Here is a 17,737-nt window from a genome sequence, read left to right on the forward strand (position 1 = left end):
GTCGAGTCTGCAGTTGTGGTGAGCCACAGCTGCAGACTCGATCGTCATTTCTGCGGAACTCGGCGATGTCGGGGCTGGCTGATAGACACAGGGCATGAGCACTCTGCGGCAGACGGCTGAAGGCTTCCTCCAGGCCCTGGTGGGCCGCGACGACGCACAGCTGCGTGAGGACCAGTGGAGTGCGATCTCGGCTCTCGTGGAGCAGCACAGCCGGGCGCTGGTGGTGCAGAAGACCGGCTGGGGCAAGTCGGCCGTCTACTTCGTCGCCACCCTGCTGCTGCGCTCGCAGGGTGCGGGGCCGACGGTGATCATCTCCCCGCTGCTCGCGCTGATGCGCAACCAGATCGAGGCCGCCGAGCGCGCCGGGATCCGGGCCGCGACGATCAACTCCACCAACATCGAGGACTGGTCCAAGATCGAGGCGGGCGTCCAGGCCGGCGAGATCGACGTCCTGCTCGTCTCACCCGAGCGGCTCAACAACCCCGGCTTCCGCGACGCGGTCCTGCCCCGGCTCGCCGCCACCTGTGGCCTGCTGGTCATCGACGAGGCGCACTGCATCTCCGACTGGGGCCACGACTTCCGCCCCGACTACCGCCGCATCCGCACCCTGCTGCACGAGCTGCCCGCCGGCATCCCGGTGCTGGCCACCACCGCGACCGCCAATGCCCGCGTGACCGGCGATGTTGCGGAGCAGCTGGCCCCGCCGGAGGCGCCCGATGGGCTCAGCGGCGTCCTGGTGCTGCGCGGCTCGCTCGACCGCGAGTCCCTGCGCCTCGGCGTGGTCCGGCTGCCCACCATCGAGCAGCGTCTCGCCTGGCTGGCCGATCACCTCAACGAGCAGCCCGGCTCGGGCATCGTCTACTGCCTCACCGTCGCGGCCACCCAGGAGGTCGCTGACTACCTGCGCTCGCGCGGGCACCACGTCGCCGCGTACTCCGGGCAGACCGAGACCACCGAGCGTCAGGCCCTCGAGGCCGACCTCGCCGCCGGCCGGATCAAGGCGTTGATCGCGACCAGCGCCCTCGGGATGGGCTTCGACGCTGCGCTCGGCTTCGTGGTCAACCTCGGCGCCCCGTCCTCCCCGGTCGCCTACTACCAGCAGGTCGGCCGTGCGGGCCGCGGCACGATCGAGGACGCCTCGGTGGTGCTGCTGCCCGGCGTGGAGGATCGTGACATCTGGGCCTACTTCGCCTCGCTCGCGTTCCCGCGCGAAGAGCTCGTACGCCGCACCCTCGAGGTGCTCGCCGAGGCCGGCCGGCCGATGTCGACGCCGACGCTGGAGTCGTACGTCGAGCTGGGCCGCAACCGGCTCGAGACGATGCTGAAGGTCCTCGACGTGGACGGCGCCGTCCGACGGGTGCAGGGCGGGTGGGAGTCGACCGGCCAGCCATGGACCTACGAAGCCGATCGCTACGCCCGGGTTGCTGAGGCGCGGGCCAGCGAGCAGCAGGCGATGTTGACCTACCTGACGACCGACGAGTGCCGGATGCGCTACCTGCGCGAGCAGCTGGACGACCCCGAGGCCGTCGACTGCGGTCGCTGTGACAACTGCGGCGGCCTCACGCTCGCGACCACGATCTCCGAGGCCGCCATCGAGGAGGCCGGCGCCCGACTGGCCCGCCCCGGCGTCGTGCTCGAGCCGCGCAAGATGTGGCCCCAGGCACTGCCCAACCTCGGGATCGACCTGCGCGGCAAGATCGCCGACGCCGCCGAGCCCGGTCGCGCGATCGCCCGGCTCACCGACCTCGGCCACGGTCAGGCGCTGCGCGAGCTCTTCCGGACCGAGGCGCCGGAGACGGTGCCGGTCAACCTGGCCCGCGCCGTCATCGAGATCCTCGGCGACTGGCGGCCTCCGGTCGACGCGATCGTCCTGGTCGAGTCGGCGACCCGCGGCGCCCTGGTCGCCGACCTGGCCAACGGGCTCTCCCGCTACCTGCAGCGTCCGATCGTCGGCACGTACGCACTGGTCGACCCGAGCGTCCCGCCCGGCGCCGGCGCCGCCAACTCGGCCCAGCGGGTGGCCGCGGTCTCCCGCCGCTCGGCCCTGCGGGCTGAGATCCCGCCGGGGGCGCATGTCCTGCTGGTCGACGACCAGGTCACCACGGGCTGGACGGTCACCCTGGCGAGCAAGGCCATCCGTGCCGCCGGCGCCGCGGCGGTCTTCCCGTTGACGCTGGCCACCCAGTCCTGACACCCCGCCGCCGAGTTTGTAGAAATAACCGCCGAGTCTGCAACTGTGGCTCACCACAACCACAGACTCGGCGGTCACAACTACCAACTCGCCGTCACCAGATGCCGACGCGCGCCTCCGGGTCGAGCCACAGCGCGTCGCTCTCCGTCGTCTCGAAGAGCTCGTGGAACTCGTTGAGGTTGCGCACGATGTTGGCCCGGAACTCCGCCGGCGAGTGCGGGTCGACGGCGAGCAGCTGCTGGAGCTGCTCGGGGCGACGCTTGCCGCGCCAGACGTAGGACCAGTTGAGGAACAGCGAGCGCTTGTCGTCGTCGGTCGCGTCGGGCTGGGCGAGCAGGAAGGCCTTGTACGCGATCGTCAGGCCACCGAGGTCGCCGATGTTCTCGCCGACGGTAAGCGAGCCGTTGACCTTCTCACCGGGCAGGTCGCGCAGCTCGAAGCCGTCGTACTGCTCGATCAGCGCCTTGGTCTTCACCTCGAAGGCGGCCCGGTCGGCGTCGGTCCACCAGTTCTCCATGTTGCCGTCGCCGTCGTACTGCGAGCCCTGATCGTCGAAGCCGTGGCCGATCTCGTGGCCGATCACCGCGCCGATGCCGCCGTAGTTCTCCGCCAGCGTCGCCTCGGGCGAGAAGAACGGCTTCTGCAGGATGCCCGCGGGGAAGCAGATCTCGTTGGTGCCGGGGTTGTAGTACGCGTTCACGGTCTGCGGCAGCATGTGCCACTCGTCGCGGTCGACCGGGCCGCCGAGCTTGCCCAGCTGGCGGTCGGTCTCGAAGACGGAGGCGGCCTGCACGTTCGCGATCAGGTCGTCGCGGCGCACCACCAGCGCGGAGTAGTCGCGGAACGTCTTCGGGTAGCCGATCTTCGGCGTGAACTTCTCCAGCTTGGTGAAGGCCCGCTGCTTGGTCTCCTCGCTCATCCAGTCGAGCGCCTCGATCGAGACCCGGTACGCGGCCAGCAGGTTCGCCACCAGCTCGTCCATCATCGCCTTCGAGGCGGGCGGGAAGTGCCGCGCGACGTACGTCTCGCCGACCTCCTCGCCGACGACGCCCTCGACCAGCGCGACGCCGCGCTTCCACCGCTCGCGCAGCTCGGGCGTGCCGTTGAGGGTGCGGCCGTAGAAGTCGAAGTTGGTCTCGACGAAGTCGTCGGTCAGGTAGGCGGCGGACCAGCGCAGCACGTGCGCCAGCAGCCACGAGCGCCACTCCTCGACCGGGGTCTCCTCGAGCACACCGGACAGGTGGGAGAAGAACGACGGCTGCCGCACGACGACCTCGCCCAGCACGGCGTCGGCCGCGAGCTTCGCGCCCGACAGGTTCGTGACGTACGCGTCCCAGTCGAACGCCGGGGCCAGCGAGCGCAGCTCGGCCAGCGTCATCAGGTTGTACGTCTTCTGCCGGTCACGCGTCTCGGCCCGCTCCCAGTGACCCAGCGCGATCTTGGTGTCGATCGCCAGCACGGTCTCCGCGGCCGTGCGCGCCTCCGCGACGCCGCCGAGCTCGAAGAGGCGGGTCAGGTAGTCGACGTACTTCTCCCGGATCTCGGCGAACTTCTCGTCGCGGTAGTACGACTCGTCGGGCAGCCCGAGACCGCCCTGGAGCAGGTTGAAGATGTAGCGCGAGGAGTCCTTGTCGTCGGTGTTGACGTAGCCACCGAAGAGCCCGTGCCCGCCGATCCGCTCGAACTCGCCCAGGAACGCCGCCAGGTCGCCCACGTCGCGCAGACCCTCGACCGCCGCGACCAGCGGCTTGATCGGCTCGACGCCGGCGGCGTCCACCGCGGCCGTGTCCATGAAGCTCGCGTAGAGGTCACCGATCCGCGAGCCCTCCGGCGCGCCCTCGATGATCTCGCGCACCTGCGCCTCGGCCTCGTCGACGAGCACCGTGAAGGCGCCCGCGCTGGCCTTGTCCGCCGGGATCTCGTACTCCCGCAGCCAGGTGCCGTTGACATGGCCGAAGAGGTCGTCCTGCGCTCGGATCGACAGATCCATGCCCTCGCGGGCGTCATCGAGAGTGGTCACGCATCCGACCCTAGCGGCCCACCCCCCAAGCGGGTCATGGTCTGGACCGCACGCTGAGGACACGTGACCCGTTTTACCTCCGGCTCGTTGAGGGGTGGTCCGTCTCGGGACCTTCCGACCCGCCTGGAGTCACCGTATGAACATCCTCCGCTCCCTCACCCCGACCGTCGCCGCGGTCACCGCCTCCCTCATCGTGGGTGGTGGCGTCGGCGCGTACGCCGCTGGCCAGGTCACCGGCCACGACATCAAGAACCACTCGATCACCGGCAAGGACCTCGCCAAGAACGCGGTCAACGGCACCTCCATCAAGGACGGAAGTATCGGACTCGAGGACCTCGCCCCCGGCGTCGCCGGCTCGCTCGGCGACGGCGCCACCAACACCCCGCAGGCGGGAGCCACCGGACCGCGGGGGCCTGAAGGACTGAAGGGCGACAAGGGCGACGCCGGCGCGCCCGGAGCGCCCGGAGCGCCCGGCACTCCGGGCGCGATCGGTGCTCCCGGTGCGAACGGACTCGCCGGCGCTGTCTACCGCGTCGAGAACTACCTCGGCGGCGGTGGCGGCTCGGCAACGGTCGCCTGCGCCGACGACGACACCCTCTCGCAGACCTACACCGCGATCGCCGGTGGCGTCCAGGGCAGCACGGTGGACTCGCAGTCGCCCACCGGCTTCGCGGTCAGCTCGTCGTTCCCGGGCCGGATGGACTGGAACACGAACGCACCGAAGGCGAACCGCCTCGACGGCTGGATCGTGCTCGGCAACGGCAACTACACCGGCACGCTGAAGGTCTGGGCGCTGTGCGTGCCCACCAAGAGCATCCAGGTCCAGCAGGTCGACCTGGACAACAGGGACTGACCGATCAGGTGGACCGGATCGTCACCCGGGGGTGACGATCCGGTTCATCTCGAAGTGCATCGGGTCCGTGTAGTGCCAGGTGCCACCCCACGTGAAGCCCCACTTCTCGAAGATCTGCACCACCGACCGGTCCATCTGCCCGGCGGTACCGCGCCCGTTCTCCGGGGCGTTGATGTCGATCGCGAGCCCGAAGGCGTGGTTGGACAGCGACGAGGTCCCGGCGATGAAGCGCGGGTAGTAGCAGCCCGCCGTCGAGTGGATCGTCGAGGCCAGATCGCGCGCCTGCACTTCCGCCAGGGCCGCCTTGAGCTGCGGGAAGAGCATCCGGTTGCACGTCACCCGGCCCAGGATCGGCACCGTGTCGGTGACGATGTGCGAGGCGACCCACGCCGGGTCGGGTGCGATCATCCCGCCACCGAGCACGCCGTACGTGTAGTGCCCGACCGCCTGCGCGACCGTACCGACGACGTTGGCGAACTGTGGGGCGCGCGGGTCGAGGCCCTCGCGTGCGACCACGTCGAGCCGCTGGATGGAGGCCGAGGAGCCGAGCAGCCGCTTGAGCGGCTTCACCACCCGCTCGGGCGAGGTGATCGCGGTCGAGATGATCACCGCGTTGTCCGGGGTCATCCCCAGCGCCTTGCCCCAGGCGTCGTTGACCACCGCGTCGACCAGGCCCGGGACCTGCGCGGCCCAGGCGCCGACGTGGATCTCCGGAGCGTCCGAGGCCGACCCCATCCGCCAGAAGCCCTTCGCATCCGGCGGCAGCCGCTTCTTCAGGGCGGGGTTCACCGCGAGCTCACCGCCTGCGACCCGGTCCCAGACCACGGTCGCGTCGGCCGACTTCAGCGGCGTGTAGTTGCGATAGGTCCCCGGGTCGACGGCCACGACGTTGAGCAGCTGGTCCTCGATCGAGGCCTCGCCGATGGAGAGCTGCTCGGTGCCGGTGACGCCGTGCACCGCGCCGATCGCCTTCACCTGCGCGTCGGTGAGCGTGGTCTTGGAGCGGACCAGGATGTCGGCCGAGTGCAGCTCGCCGCTGCGCGGCCCGGGAGCCGGTACGGCATGGGCGGGATCAGCCACCGGCACCGCGGCGGCGGACGTCGCCGCCCCGGTCGCGGAGACCGACGACGAGGACGACGATGACGACGACGCAGCACCCGGGGCGGCGGTCGGGCCAGCACCGGGATCCCCCGCTCCGCACCCGGCCGCGAGGACGGCGACAGCGCCCAGCGCAGCGCCGAGCCCGAGCCTCCCCATCCGCCTCCCCCTCATCGATCCCAGGGTACGGGAGGGGCATCATGTGCCCATGACGACGAGCAACGCCTTCGGCATCGACTTCGGCGGCACGGGCATCAAGGGTGCCCCCGTGGACCTTGCGATCGGCCGCTTCTCCCAGGAGCGGGTGCGGATCAAGACGCCGGACAAGTCGACGCCCAACAACGTCGCTGCGGTCTTCGTCGACCTGCTCGCCGCCTTCCCCGACAACACCGGCCCGGTCGGCGTCACCGTCCCGGGCGTGGTCAGCCACGGCGTGGTCCAGACGGCCGCCAACATCGACCGCGACTGGATCGGCACCGACGCCGACACCCTCTTCACCCGCGCCACCGGCCGCGAGGTGCACGTCGTCAACGACGCCGACGCCGCCGGCCTCGCGGAGGTCCGGTACGGCGCCGCGCGCGACGTGAAGGGCCTGGTCATCGTCACCACCCTGGGCACCGGCATCGGCTCGGCGATGATCCACAACGGCGTCCTCATCCCCAACTCCGAGCTCGGCCACCTCGAGATCGACGGCCACGACGCCGAGAAGCGCGCCGCCAACTCCGCCCGCGAGCGCGAGGAGCTCTCCTGGAAGGACTGGGCCCGCCGCCTGCAGCGCTACTACTCCGCGGTGGAGAAGCTGTTCACGCCCGACCTGATCGTCGTCGGCGGCGGCGTCTCCAAGCAGGCTGCCGAATTCCTCCCGCTGCTGCGTCTGCGCACCAGGATCGTCCCGGCGGAATTGCGCAATAACGCCGGCGCGATCGGCGCCGCCCTTTATGCCACCGAGCGGTGATTCGGCAATTCACTCACCACTTGTCCGGATTCTGGGCGAATTCACAGACACCCGGACCGCACTAGACCGGGACGTCCCGGATATCCCCATTCTCGCCCCGCTCCAAACATTTCTTGCATAGCGTCTTAACCTCGTGCAAGAAGGGTGAGTGACCCACGGGTAGCCGCCACCGTTAAAGGGTTGTGCCGTCAGTGGGGAAAGCAGGGCGAGTGGAGCGGGCGTCGATGTCGCGCGGCCGTGGCCGTCCGTACCGTCCGCCGCTGGACAGTTCCCCGTGGTCCAGCGTCACTGGCGGGACCGGTGCCCGCACCGCCTGGCTGCTCGGCACCGCGCGGATGCTCTACGCCGATGGCGCGTACGCCAACCGGCAGGAGTTCCTGCCCGAGCTGATCGCTCGCGGCCTCAAGGTCGACAACACCAAGCTCTCGCGCTGGGAGTCCGGCGCCGGCTCCCTCTCGCCCGTGATCGTGCAGGCGTACGAGGAGATCCTCGGCCTGCCGGCCCAGCAGCTCCGCTCCACCGTCACCCTCCTGATCGGCTCCTCGGCCGCCCCCACCCCGACCGAGGACCCTGCCGCCGCGGAGCGCACGCTCGACTCCCTGGTGGAGCGCGTGCTCGGCGGCGATACCTGTGGCGGCGACTACTGGGTCCGGCTCACCAGCGAGCTGGCCGCACACCCGGCGATCTACCTGCGCTCGGTGCTGTGGCGCTCCCTGGCCACCCAGCTGATCAGTGAGCTCTCCCGGTCGGTGGGCGTCGCCTACACCGCCCGGCTGGCCGCGCTGCACCAGCTGATCGCGCACCCGATGGCGCACAACGACGTGATCGCCGCGATCGGGCAGTACGTCACCGACCCGCACGCGGTCCGGGTCGACGACGTCATCGCCGCGCTCGCCCAGTCGCCCAGCGCAGGCGGCCGGTTCCTCGCGCTCGGCCTGCTCGCCAGCGGCGACGCCGACCTGCAGAACGGCGCCGCCCGCGCGATCGGGTCCATGCAGGCCGCCAACACCTGGAGCGAGGGCCTCAACGCGGCCCTGGAGAACGGCCTCATCGACCTCCTGGGCAACAGCACCGAGGGCTCCGAGAGCAGCCTCCACGCGGACCTGCTCCGCTACCTCGACGCCGACGCGCGCGAGCGCGTCCTCAAGGCGATCGGCGAGCCCCTGCAGCACCAGTTCCTGCTCGACCACGCCACCTTGACCTCCCCGGCGACCGCGAGCCTGATCGCCGCCGGCGTCACCGCGTCGGCCCAGGAGAGCGCCCCGATGGTGGGCGATGCTCCCGACCCGATGCTGGAGCGCCTGGTCCGCGAGGCCCTCTTCCACGCCCACTCGGAGCGTCGTCACCGCTCCGCGGTCCTGCTCGCCTCGAGCCCGTACGCCGCGGGCATCGGTGCCGCGGCCGCCGGCCTGCTCAACGCCGACGACCCGCTGGTCGCGCGCCGTGCCGCCGAGCTGCTCCGCTTCGCCATCACCCCGGCCGAGACCGACCACGTGCTGCGCGCGCCGGTCGCGCGGACCCAGGAGGTCCAGGCTGCGGCGATGGTCGCACTGGGCCACGTCCCCGAGCTGCACGACGCCCACATCGATGACGTGCTGCGCCACAGCCACCCGTGGTCGACCGAGCAGCAGACCGACGCGGGCCTCTACGTCCTCGGGATGCACGGCCTGACGGACCTGCTCGCCACCCAGGAGGTGCCCGCACACGTGCTGTCGGCGGCCGAGTGGTGGCGGCGTACCGGCGCCCGGGTCGCGGTCTGAGCCGCTCCCGGTCGAGGCGATGACAGAGAAGACGGACCCCCGAGCGCAGCGACGGATGGGCCGCCCCTACCGGGCCCCCACCGACCTGACCGCTGCCTCGGCATCGGTGCCCGAGCAGCGCCCGCGGCTGGCGTGGCTGCTGGGCATCAATCGGATGCTGCGCCTCGACGGCGCCTACGCGCACCGGCGCGACTTCCTCGCCGCGCTCGCGGACCAGGGCGTGTCGTGCGACGAGTCCAAGCTGTCGCGCTGGGAGTCGGGCGCCTCGAGCGTGCCGCCCGACGCGATCCGGGCGTACGAGGAGATCCTCGACCTCGACCCGCACTCGTTGCGCGCTGCCATCGGGCTGGAGATCGACCCCGAGCCGCAGCGGCGCAAGCATCAGAAGAGCGCCGCCGAGTTCGACCGGCTGATCTCGGCGATGCTCGCGGGCAACGCCACGGGGCCGGAGTGGATGGAGCTCACCGACGAGCTCGCCTCGGACCGCGAGGTCTACCTGCGCGCCAGTGACTGGGCGCAGCTGACCAGCCAGCTGCTGAGCGAGCAGGCGCGCGCCACCGGCACCGCGTACGTCGCGCGCACCGTCGCCGCGACCCGGCTCGCCGCCCACCCGGCCGCCCAGCCGCACTTCGTACGCTCGGTCGGCGCGCTGGTGCTCGACGACCGGGTACGCCGCCGCGAGGGCGCCGTCCGCCTGCTCGCCTCGCTCCAGGGCCCGCGCGCCTGGAACCTCATGCTGCGCCTGTGCACCACCGGCGCGCTGCCGGTGCGGATGGGCGCGATCGACGTCGCGATCCGCCACGCCGGCGACGAGCCGCGCACCCGCCAGGAGCTGGCGACACTCGAGAAGGCGCTGGTGCAGCTGCTCGAGGAGCTGCCCCGCGATCGCTCGCTGCTGGCCCTGGCCGAGCAGCTGCCGGAGGCATCCGCCCAGTTCAGAGCGCATCTGGCCAACCTCGGGACGGCCGAGCCGATCCTGGTCAGCGCCGCCGAGCGGAGCATCGCGGCGGGCCTCGCGGCCGCGGCTCAGGCTGCGCTCCACGGCCGTCACGGCGGCTGGGACGGCGAGCCCGACGCCATGCTCGTCTCGCTGACCGCGGACGCGCTCTTCCACCCCACGGCCCGGCGCATCAGGGCCGCGTACGGCGTCCTCGACGCCTCGCCCTACCGCCTCGGGTTGGCCAACGCCGCGCTCGATCTCGCCGGTCGCAACCTGAAGACGAACGATCCGGCCGGCCGTGCTGCCGCCCGGATGGCGCACTTCCTCCAGGCCCAGGACGGCGCGAAGCTGCTCCACATCGCGGAGTCGGCGCGCGACACCCGCCGCCGCGCCGAGATCACCGCGGCCCTCGCGGGTCAGCGTGATCCGCTGTCGCGGGCGGACCTGGCGCGGGTGAGCGCCCTGCAGGACTCACCCGAGATGGTCGACGCCACCGTGCACGCCCTCGGCATGCTCGGCATGCTCGACACCCTGCGCCCCACCGGCACGAAGAAGCTCGATGAGCGCGCCCAGAGGATGGCCACCTGGTGGCGCTCCAACGGCGCTCGCGTCGAGGCCTGAGGCGCTAGAACCGGTCTCCCAGCGCCTGTCGGGGTCGTCCGACGCGCCGCTGCTGCATGCTCAGATCTTCCGGAAATGCAAAAGAAACCATTCTGGATACTCCAGAATGGCCCAGGCGGTCCGGAGCGTGTGTGCCGCAGCGGCAGCACACACACGCTCCGGACCGCGTCTGTGGTCCCGTGTATGGGAAGTTGTCTGATCTGGCGAGCCTCTGGGGCCACGCGCTAGGCGCAGCCCCAGAGGGTCTCACTCAGTCAGACGGGGGCTCACTTGCCGGCGGCGATAGCAGCCTTGTCGGCGGCAATGGCCTTGTTGTCGGCGGTGACGGCGCTGGTGGCAGCCGAGACGGCCTTCTTGTCAGCGGAGATCGCCTTCTTGAGCTTCTTGATGGCCTTCTTCAGCTGGGCCTTCTTGTGACCCTTGGCGTGCTTGACGGCCTTCTTGTCCTTGGCCAGGGTGGCCTTGGCCTTCGCCAGCTTGGACGTGGCCGACGCGAGCGCAGCCTTGTCCGTGGCCAGCTTGGCCGTGTCCGCGACGAGCTTCTGCTCGGCGGCGGTCGGACCCTCAGCAGCAACCTTGAAAGCCTGCGTGACGCCGGCGCCGGCCGGGTCAGTGAAGCTGCTCAGCAGCGCGGAGAGCGCGGCCGGGGCACCGGTCGGCTTGTAGGCCGTGGCCTGCCAGCCGGTGGTACCGCCGTGCGTGACCGGCTTCACAACCAGGCTGCCAGCACCCGACTCGTTGGAGGTCGTCGAGACCTGCACGTTGAACTGGCTGTGCGAGTCGATACCCGAGCCGTTGGTGATCGTGCCGGGCTGGCTCGCCAGGCCGGTCGAGACGTCCCAGTCGGTGTTCAGGTTCGCACCCGTGAAGTTCGGGTTGATGCCGTCGGCACCCGAACCGTAAATCGGGTTGCCGAACTGGTCGGTAACCGTGAAGAGGAACTTCGCGGTGTCACCCGGAACGATCGAGGTCGGGTTCGACGCCACCGGCGAGAGGTTGTACGCGAGGTCGGCGTCGAAGGAAACGGGGTTGAACGCGTGGACGAAGCCGCCCGAGGTCGCGGTCAGCGTGACAACGCCAGCCTTGACCGCGGTGAGGATCACCGGAGCGTCACCGTTGGAGTCGGTCTTGATCGTGATGCTGCCGAGGGCGGCGGTGCCGGTCTGGGCGTCGATGAGGACACCACCCGGGGCGGAGTAGGTCACAGAAGCGCCCGGGATGGCGACCGGGGACGCGTCCGAGCTCATCGCGCGGACGTTGTAGCCGAGGTCGGCAGCGCCGAGCAGAGGAGCCACGCCAGCGGCACCAGCGCCGTTGGTGCCAGCGACGAGCTTCGCCGGGTCGGCCGAGACGACAGCACCGACGGTCGGCTTGCCAGCGGCAGCTGCTGCGTTCGGGTCGACGTTGTCGTAGTTGCCGGCAGCAGCGGTGTAGGCGAAGCCCTTGGCAGCCAGGCCGGTGAGGTCGATGTCACCGAACTTGGTGTTGGTGGCGTCCGGGGTGACCGACTTCAGGTAGTGAACCTTGATCGTCAGGGCACCGTTCGGGGCAGCACCGAGGACACCGAACGGGTCGCTGATGGTGATGGTGTCCAGGTCGGTGTTGACCGCGCCGTTCTTGTCCAGGTCGGTGTACGAGATCGTCGCGACACCGTTGGAGATCGCGATCGACTTCGGGGTACCCGGAGCGACGTCGTTACCACGGTCCGTGGTGGCGTGCGTCAGGCTGTAGGCCAGGGTGCCAGAGGCAACCGGCTTGCCGAACTGGTCGGCGACGGCCAGCGGGATGCTGACGGGGCCGCCGGCGGTCACGTAAACGTCGGCCGTCGCGGTCGCCGCAGCGGAGCCGTTCGAGGACACGTACACGTTGCGCGCGTCGAAGTGCGCGACCTGGGTGGCGGTGAACAGCGTCGTGTTCGCACCGAGGGCACCGGTCTTGGTGGTGGAGATCGACGCAGCGACGGACACCGTGGTGCCGGCGACAGCCTGGTCGGCCGTGACCGGAACGCTGTAGGAAACCTTGCCCGCGGCGTCCGCCTGGACGACGACGGGGGTGGAAACACCGGCAACGGTGTAGGTCAGGCGCACCGAGGCGTTCGGAACGACGGTCTTGCCGTCGGCCTTGAGCAGCGTGAAGCTGACCGGGATCGACACCGCGGCCTTGTCAGCCGGGAGGGCCGAGTCGGCGGTCAGGCTGGCAGCGGTCTTCGCCGCGTCCACATCCGTGCCGACAACCGGAGCCGTGGTGAACTTGGCGGTGACGGCGGCCTGCGGGTCCGCAGCGTCGTAACCGACCTTCGTGCTGGCGGGAGCGTCCACGTAGAAAACGATGGCGTCGGTCTTGCCGGCACCCGACTCCGCGATCGTGAAGTCCTGCTGGCCGACGGTGCCGAAGGCAGCGCTGGTGGTGTTGTTGTCGGTCACGTCAGCGCCGTTGAGGGTCGCGTCGATCGCGACGCCGGGAACCGGCAGGCCGTTAACGTCGAGCGCAGTCGCGGTGTAGGTCGGAGCCGCGTCCGTGTCGTACTGGTTGACGGAGCTGGGAGCGACGACAACCTTCTTGACCGAAGCGGCGCCCGAGGACAGCGCAGAGACGGTGACGGTGTTGTTGGTCGAACCGCCAACGCTCGCGTCACCCGTGGTGATCTTCAGCGCGCCGGCGTCGGCGGCACCGACGCGGAACTTGAAGTTCCCGTCCTTGTCCACCACTACCTTGTAGACGCCGGAGACCGTCTCGCCGCCAGCAGCGACGGTGCCAGCGGTCTGCGTGCCACCCGACGTAGCGGTGACGGCCGCGCCGGCAATGTCGTCCTGGACGTCGAAGGCGGCGGTGCCGACCTTCGTGGTGCCCGCGGCCAGGGGCTCGGAGAGCGTGACGGTGATGGTGTTGCCCGCGGTCATGTCGACGCCGGTCTTCGGGGTGACCTTGCCGGTCACCGTGACGTACTGGAACGCGCCAGTCGTCGTGGCCGAGACGGTCTCCGAGACGCCGGAGTAACCGGGGTCGGTAGCTGCGTGGGCGGCGGCCGGGAGGCCGACGATGGAGAGAGCGGAGACGGCCGAGATGGCCAGGCCCCGCTTGATGCCGCTGCGAGTCATTCTATGAATCCTTCCGGGTTATGAAGAGGAACCCCGGCGGACAGACACGAATGTCCGAAGGCAAAGGGAAACCTCATTGCCTCGAAAGTTAGGGACTCGCGAGCAGCGGCGTTGCCTTCTTGCGCGTGATCCAGTGCACATGCAAAAAAGACCGAGCTGGGTCCGGTCGCGACCTCACAACGGGGTCGTCACCCAGGGGTTACGCGTTTTCTGCCGTGATGTTCGTGAAGTTCCCACGTCGCGCGAGGACATGAGGACTTTTTGTGGCCAACTTCCCCAAAATGCATGAATCTTCACATTCACAGGCGTCGCTTATGTCGGGCGAGCGTCGGTTGCCAGGGTCGCCACAGGAAGCTGGGGCTTCGTCGATCGCTTCGCTCGCACCTCAACTGCCGCTCGACCCCACGGCCCGCACCTCAACCAGCGCGTCGCTACGGACCACCCGCTTCCTAGCGAGGGGCGGATGGCTTCCGCTCATTCCGCTGACGACACCATCTCCGTGCCCGCGTTCGGTCGTACTGCGGCGCTGGGGTGTGCCGTGCCCACCGCGCTCCGGGAACCACACCCATTTAACCTGACGCTCACCGCAGCAGCAGGATAGGGAGTCGGATGAACCACGGCCGGACGACTGAATCGATCTTCCACTACACCGACAGCCATGGCCTGCTCGGCATCGTCAGCAGCCACGCGTTGTGGGCTTCTTCGGCCGCCGGCCTGAACGACCGCGCGGAGGTCACCCAGGGCTGGGCGGCGATCCGAGAGGTGCTGGATGAGCTGCCCAGCAGCCCTGGAACCGAGTTCCTGCGAGAGATCGATCCGGCCCACGCTCAGCATCGCGTGTTCGTCCTGAGCGGCTCGACTCGAGGCGACGACGCATCTCAGTGGGACCGCTACGGGTCCAACGGCTACGGCTATTCCTTGGAGCTCGGCGTCACGCGGCGCCTCGAGGCCGTAGGTCGGGTTGGAACCACAGCATCCCGGCTCGTCAGTATCGGCGACTTCAACGAGATCACCCCGTGGGCCGACGCCATCTACAGCGACGGGCCAGTTCGTGAAACCGTCGAGCGGCTTGGGCTCCAACTCGACCAGGAGCCTCTCGACATGGTCGATGACGATTACGACTACGTCGCTGGCCTCGAGATGGCTGCACAGCGCGATCTCGCGACACTGGCGCACCAAGTGAAGTCGCCGGGCTTCTCCGGCGAGCACGAGCGGCGGGTCGTCGCAACGTTCGATGCCGGGAGCAAGCACATCCGGTATCGGGCGAGTGCCGCTGGCATCGTGAGCTACCTGCCACTGGGAGTGCCACCCGAAGGCTGGAGGCCAGCACAGGTCCTCCCCGCCGAACAAGCGGCACCTCTGCCACTGCGCTCCGTCACGCTCGGCCCGAAGCACGCGCGCGAACACGTAGGACTCATCGAGGACCTCCTGCGCGCCCACGGCTACGTGGACGTCACCGTACAGTTGTCATCGGTACCGCTGCGCTGACGGCGGCAGGCATCTGCGCCGGCTATCCGCGCCGGGTGGGCCGACGCGTTGACCTGTCGTAGAACTCAGACGCTACCGCCGGGCGTGTTCTTGTCGCCGCGGTCGATCGACCGCTATCGTCTTGAGCACTACATCCCCCTCGCCTCTCCACGATGCGCACTAGGGGGATTTTTCTTGCCTAGGTGATAGAGATCCTCCGTGGCCCAGACCCAGCGCTCCCGCGGAACCGAGCGTTATGCAAAGCCACCGCTCACCCACGGCCAGCTTGTGCAGCGGTTGACCGAGCGCGGTCTGGACGTCCCTGACCCGGGCCGTGCCGAGCGATACCTCCGGCACATCGGCTACTACCGGCTGTCGCCGTACACGATCCCCTTCCAGGTTCCAGGCAGTGAGCACACCTTCCGTCCTGGCGTGGCGTTTGACGATGTGCTTGATCTTTACGTATTCGACCGCGCCTTGCGCCTTCTCGTCTTGGATGCGCTCGAGCGTGTCGCGGTCGCCGTCCGCAGCGCGCTGACTGATCACATGTCGGTCACCTACGACGACCCGCACTGGTACGCCGACGCGCGCCACTTCCAGAAGCCCAGGGACCACGGTCGGTTCCTCAAGGGCGTCCGTGAGAGCTGCGATGAGCAACTCCGGCGGGCAGCGGAGGGCACCGGCGACCATCTCGTCTTTCGTTCGGCTCTGGAGCACTATCTGACAACCTACGGCGACCCGGAGCTGCCACCGTCATGGCTGATGGTCGAAACCCTGACGATCGGCGCGTTGGACCGGCTGATCCGCAACCTGCAGCGCCGCTCCGACAAGACGGCGATCGCGTCAGTGTTGGGCCTCAACACCGCACTCCTCGACTCGTGGCTCCGGACCTACGTCCGCGTACGGAACATCTGTGCGCACCATGGGCGGCTATGGAACGTCGGTTTGGGCGTCTATCCCGCGCTGCCCGCGTCGGCCGCGGTCTCCTGGCTGGACGACGACACGGTGCTCAAGAGCTGGCGCGGCAAGAGGCTTTACCCCGTCCTCGTATCCCTGCAATCGATCCTGAACACGATCTCGCCTCGCAGCAGCTGGGCTCGGCGACTCAGCGATCTGCTCGAGGAGCATCCGCATCTACCGCTGAGGGGAATGGGGATTCCTGAGGACTGGCGCGACGATCCTTTCTGGGCCGCGCACCTCATCGACCCTGAGCCAACGAATTCTGCCGGCTGAGGGGCGTTCGGCGCCCGCCGCGTCGCCACCCGCACGATCGCGTGGCGGCCGCCTGTGAGCCAGTTGCGTACTGGAAGCGGCGGTCCCAGCCACCCTTTTGAAGAGATGAGCGGCACAGCGGGTGCCGGTCGAGTGTCTTGGTCACGTCCCAGCGCCGGGCACAGCGCCGTCGGGCCACCATGCGTGTGATCACCTTCCAACCAAAAGCATCCTCCCGAAACTGTCAGTGGTCGCGTGTAGACAGGGAGAAAGCTTCTCCTCTCGCTCGTCTCGGGGTGGTTGTGATGCATCGGATCATGGAGGCCGTCAGCGGGCTTCGTGCTGCGGTCACGAGCGCTGCCGATGCCAACCCGGTGTTCCTGTCCACCGCGGACAAGCGGGCCGCGATCCTGGAGCTGGTGCGAGTGAAGAGCCAGGTCGCCGAGCTCTTGCTGCGGATCGAGGCCGCCGCCTCTGATGTGGCTGACGAGGAGTGCGCCCGTGACGTGGGGGCGATGCTGGTCGCGTCCGGCGCGTACGACCCGGTCCATGCCCGCCGCGAGTATCGGCTGTCCCGGGCGCTGGAGCGCTGGGAGGTCGTCCGCGCCGGTCTCGCGGCTGGCGCCTTCACTGAGGAGCATGCTGAGGTCATCGTCCGTGCCCTGGACGAGCTGCCCGAGGAAGCTACCGGCGAGGACGTGGTGCTCGCCGAGAAGCAGCTGTGTGAGTGGGCCGAGACGTTCACCCCCTCCCAGCTGCGCCGCCTCGGCCGCACGATCCTCGCCGTCATCGACCCCGAGGCCGGTGAGGCCGCCGAGGCCCGCGCGCTCCTACGCCTGGAGCAGGACGCCGCGGACCGCGCCCGTCTCTCGATCCGACAGATGGGCGACGGCACCACCCGGATCCAGGCCCTGGTCCCAGACGCGATCGGCGTGCGGCTCAAGACCCTGCTGGAGTCCTTCACCCAGCCCCGGGTCGCCGCCCTCAACGCCGAAGGGCTGCGGGTCCGCAACGACAAGCTGATGGCCGAGGCCCTCGGCGCGATGCTGGAGCGGATCGACCCCACGACGCTTCCCAAGCACGGTGGGGTCACCACCAGCGTGGTGGTCACCATCGGCCTGGAGCAGCTGCGACGCGAGGTCGGGGTGGCCGAGCTGGTCGGCACCGACACCCTGCTGTCGGCCACCGAGACGCGCCGGATCGCGTGCGAGGCCGGGATCATCCCGATGGTCCTGGGCGGCGACGGCAGGGTTCTGGACCTGGGTCGCACGCAGCGGCTGTTCAGCCCGTCGCAGCGCAAGGCGATGTGGGTGCGAGACAAGACCTGCCGCGCCGAGGGCTGCACGGTGCCGGCGGCCTGGTGCGACGCCCACCACCTCACGCCGTGGAGCCGAGGCGGGATGACCGACATCAAGGACGGCCTCCTCTACTGCGGTTTCCACCACCAGCGCGCCCACGACCCCAGATACGCACAGAGCAGGCTGCCCACCGGGGACTACCGATTCCACCTGCGGCGGTGAGC

The 17,737-nt window shown here is 69.5% G+C and carries 11 protein-coding genes; 8 read left to right on the plus strand and 3 right to left on the minus strand.

The window, feature by feature from the left end; all coding sequences use genetic code 11:
* Positions 1-94 precede the first annotated feature (94 nt).
* Entirely contained in the window at positions 95-2,191 is a 2,097-nt protein-coding gene (locus tag KSO98_RS15860) for a RecQ family ATP-dependent DNA helicase (RefSeq protein ID WP_225286663.1), read from the plus strand.
* A 94-nt stretch (positions 2,192-2,285) separates the two neighbouring features.
* Here the strand turns inward: KSO98_RS15860 and KSO98_RS15865 are convergent, their stop codons facing one another.
* The gene (locus KSO98_RS15865) at positions 2,286-4,211 is read right to left on the minus strand and encodes a M13 family metallopeptidase (RefSeq protein ID WP_308012778.1); all 1,926 of its coding nucleotides are present in this window, start codon (positions 4,209-4,211) and stop codon (positions 2,286-2,288) included.
* A 136-nt stretch (positions 4,212-4,347) separates the two neighbouring features.
* Here KSO98_RS15865 and KSO98_RS15870 point away from each other — a divergent pair, with 136 nt between their 5' ends.
* Positions 4,348-5,064 carry a hypothetical protein gene (locus KSO98_RS15870; RefSeq protein ID WP_225286664.1) on the plus strand — a complete coding sequence of 239 codons (717 nt, stop codon included), beginning with the start codon at positions 4,348-4,350 and terminating at the stop codon, positions 5,062-5,064.
* Between the two features lie 21 nt (positions 5,065-5,085).
* On the opposite strand, the gene KSO98_RS15875 is transcribed toward KSO98_RS15870, so the two are convergent.
* Positions 5,086-6,336, minus strand: a complete 1,251-nt coding sequence (locus tag KSO98_RS15875; RefSeq protein WP_225286665.1) for a M15 family metallopeptidase — start codon at positions 6,334-6,336, stop codon at positions 5,086-5,088.
* Positions 6,337-6,370: 34 nt separating this feature from the next.
* On the opposite strand from KSO98_RS15875, the gene ppgK reads away from it, so the two are divergent.
* From ppgK to KSO98_RS15890, 3 genes are all read left to right on the plus strand, one after another.
* Complete coding sequence (gene ppgK / locus KSO98_RS15880; RefSeq protein WP_225286666.1) at positions 6,371-7,117, plus strand: polyphosphate--glucose phosphotransferase; 747 nt, start codon at positions 6,371-6,373, stop codon at positions 7,115-7,117.
* 224 nt (positions 7,118-7,341) lie between these two features.
* A complete protein-coding gene (locus KSO98_RS15885) occupies positions 7,342-8,877 on the plus strand; it encodes a hypothetical protein (RefSeq protein WP_225286667.1) in 1,536 nt (511 codons plus the stop codon).
* A 19-nt stretch (positions 8,878-8,896) separates the two neighbouring features.
* Complete coding sequence (locus KSO98_RS15890) at positions 8,897-10,438, plus strand: hypothetical protein (RefSeq protein WP_225286668.1); 1,542 nt, start codon at positions 8,897-8,899, stop codon at positions 10,436-10,438.
* Between the two features lie 266 nt (positions 10,439-10,704).
* On the opposite strand, the gene KSO98_RS15895 is transcribed toward KSO98_RS15890, so the two are convergent.
* Positions 10,705-13,536 carry a beta strand repeat-containing protein gene (locus KSO98_RS15895; RefSeq protein WP_225286669.1) on the minus strand — a complete coding sequence of 944 codons (2,832 nt, stop codon included), beginning with the start codon at positions 13,534-13,536 and terminating at the stop codon, positions 10,705-10,707.
* A 609-nt stretch (positions 13,537-14,145) separates the two neighbouring features.
* Between KSO98_RS15895 and KSO98_RS15900 the strand changes: the two genes are divergently transcribed.
* The 3 genes from KSO98_RS15900 to KSO98_RS15910 all read left to right on the plus strand — a co-directional run bounded on the left by KSO98_RS15900 (position 14,146) and on the right by KSO98_RS15910 (position 17,735).
* Positions 14,146-15,024, plus strand: a complete 879-nt coding sequence (locus tag KSO98_RS15900; protein WP_225286670.1) for a hypothetical protein — start codon at positions 14,146-14,148, stop codon at positions 15,022-15,024.
* Between the two features lie 198 nt (positions 15,025-15,222).
* On the plus strand, positions 15,223-16,236 hold the full coding sequence (locus KSO98_RS15905; protein ID WP_225286671.1) for an Abi family protein: 1,014 nt from the start codon (positions 15,223-15,225) through the stop codon (positions 16,234-16,236).
* Between the two features lie 284 nt (positions 16,237-16,520).
* Entirely contained in the window at positions 16,521-17,735 is a 1,215-nt protein-coding gene (locus KSO98_RS15910) for an HNH endonuclease signature motif containing protein (RefSeq protein ID WP_225286672.1), read from the plus strand.
* Positions 17,736-17,737: the final 2 nt, after the last annotated feature.

Origin of the sequence: Nocardioides nematodiphilus, from assembly GCF_020216525.1 — a bacterium.
Classification (GTDB): domain Bacteria; phylum Actinomycetota; class Actinomycetes; order Propionibacteriales; family Nocardioidaceae; genus Nocardioides; species Nocardioides nematodiphilus.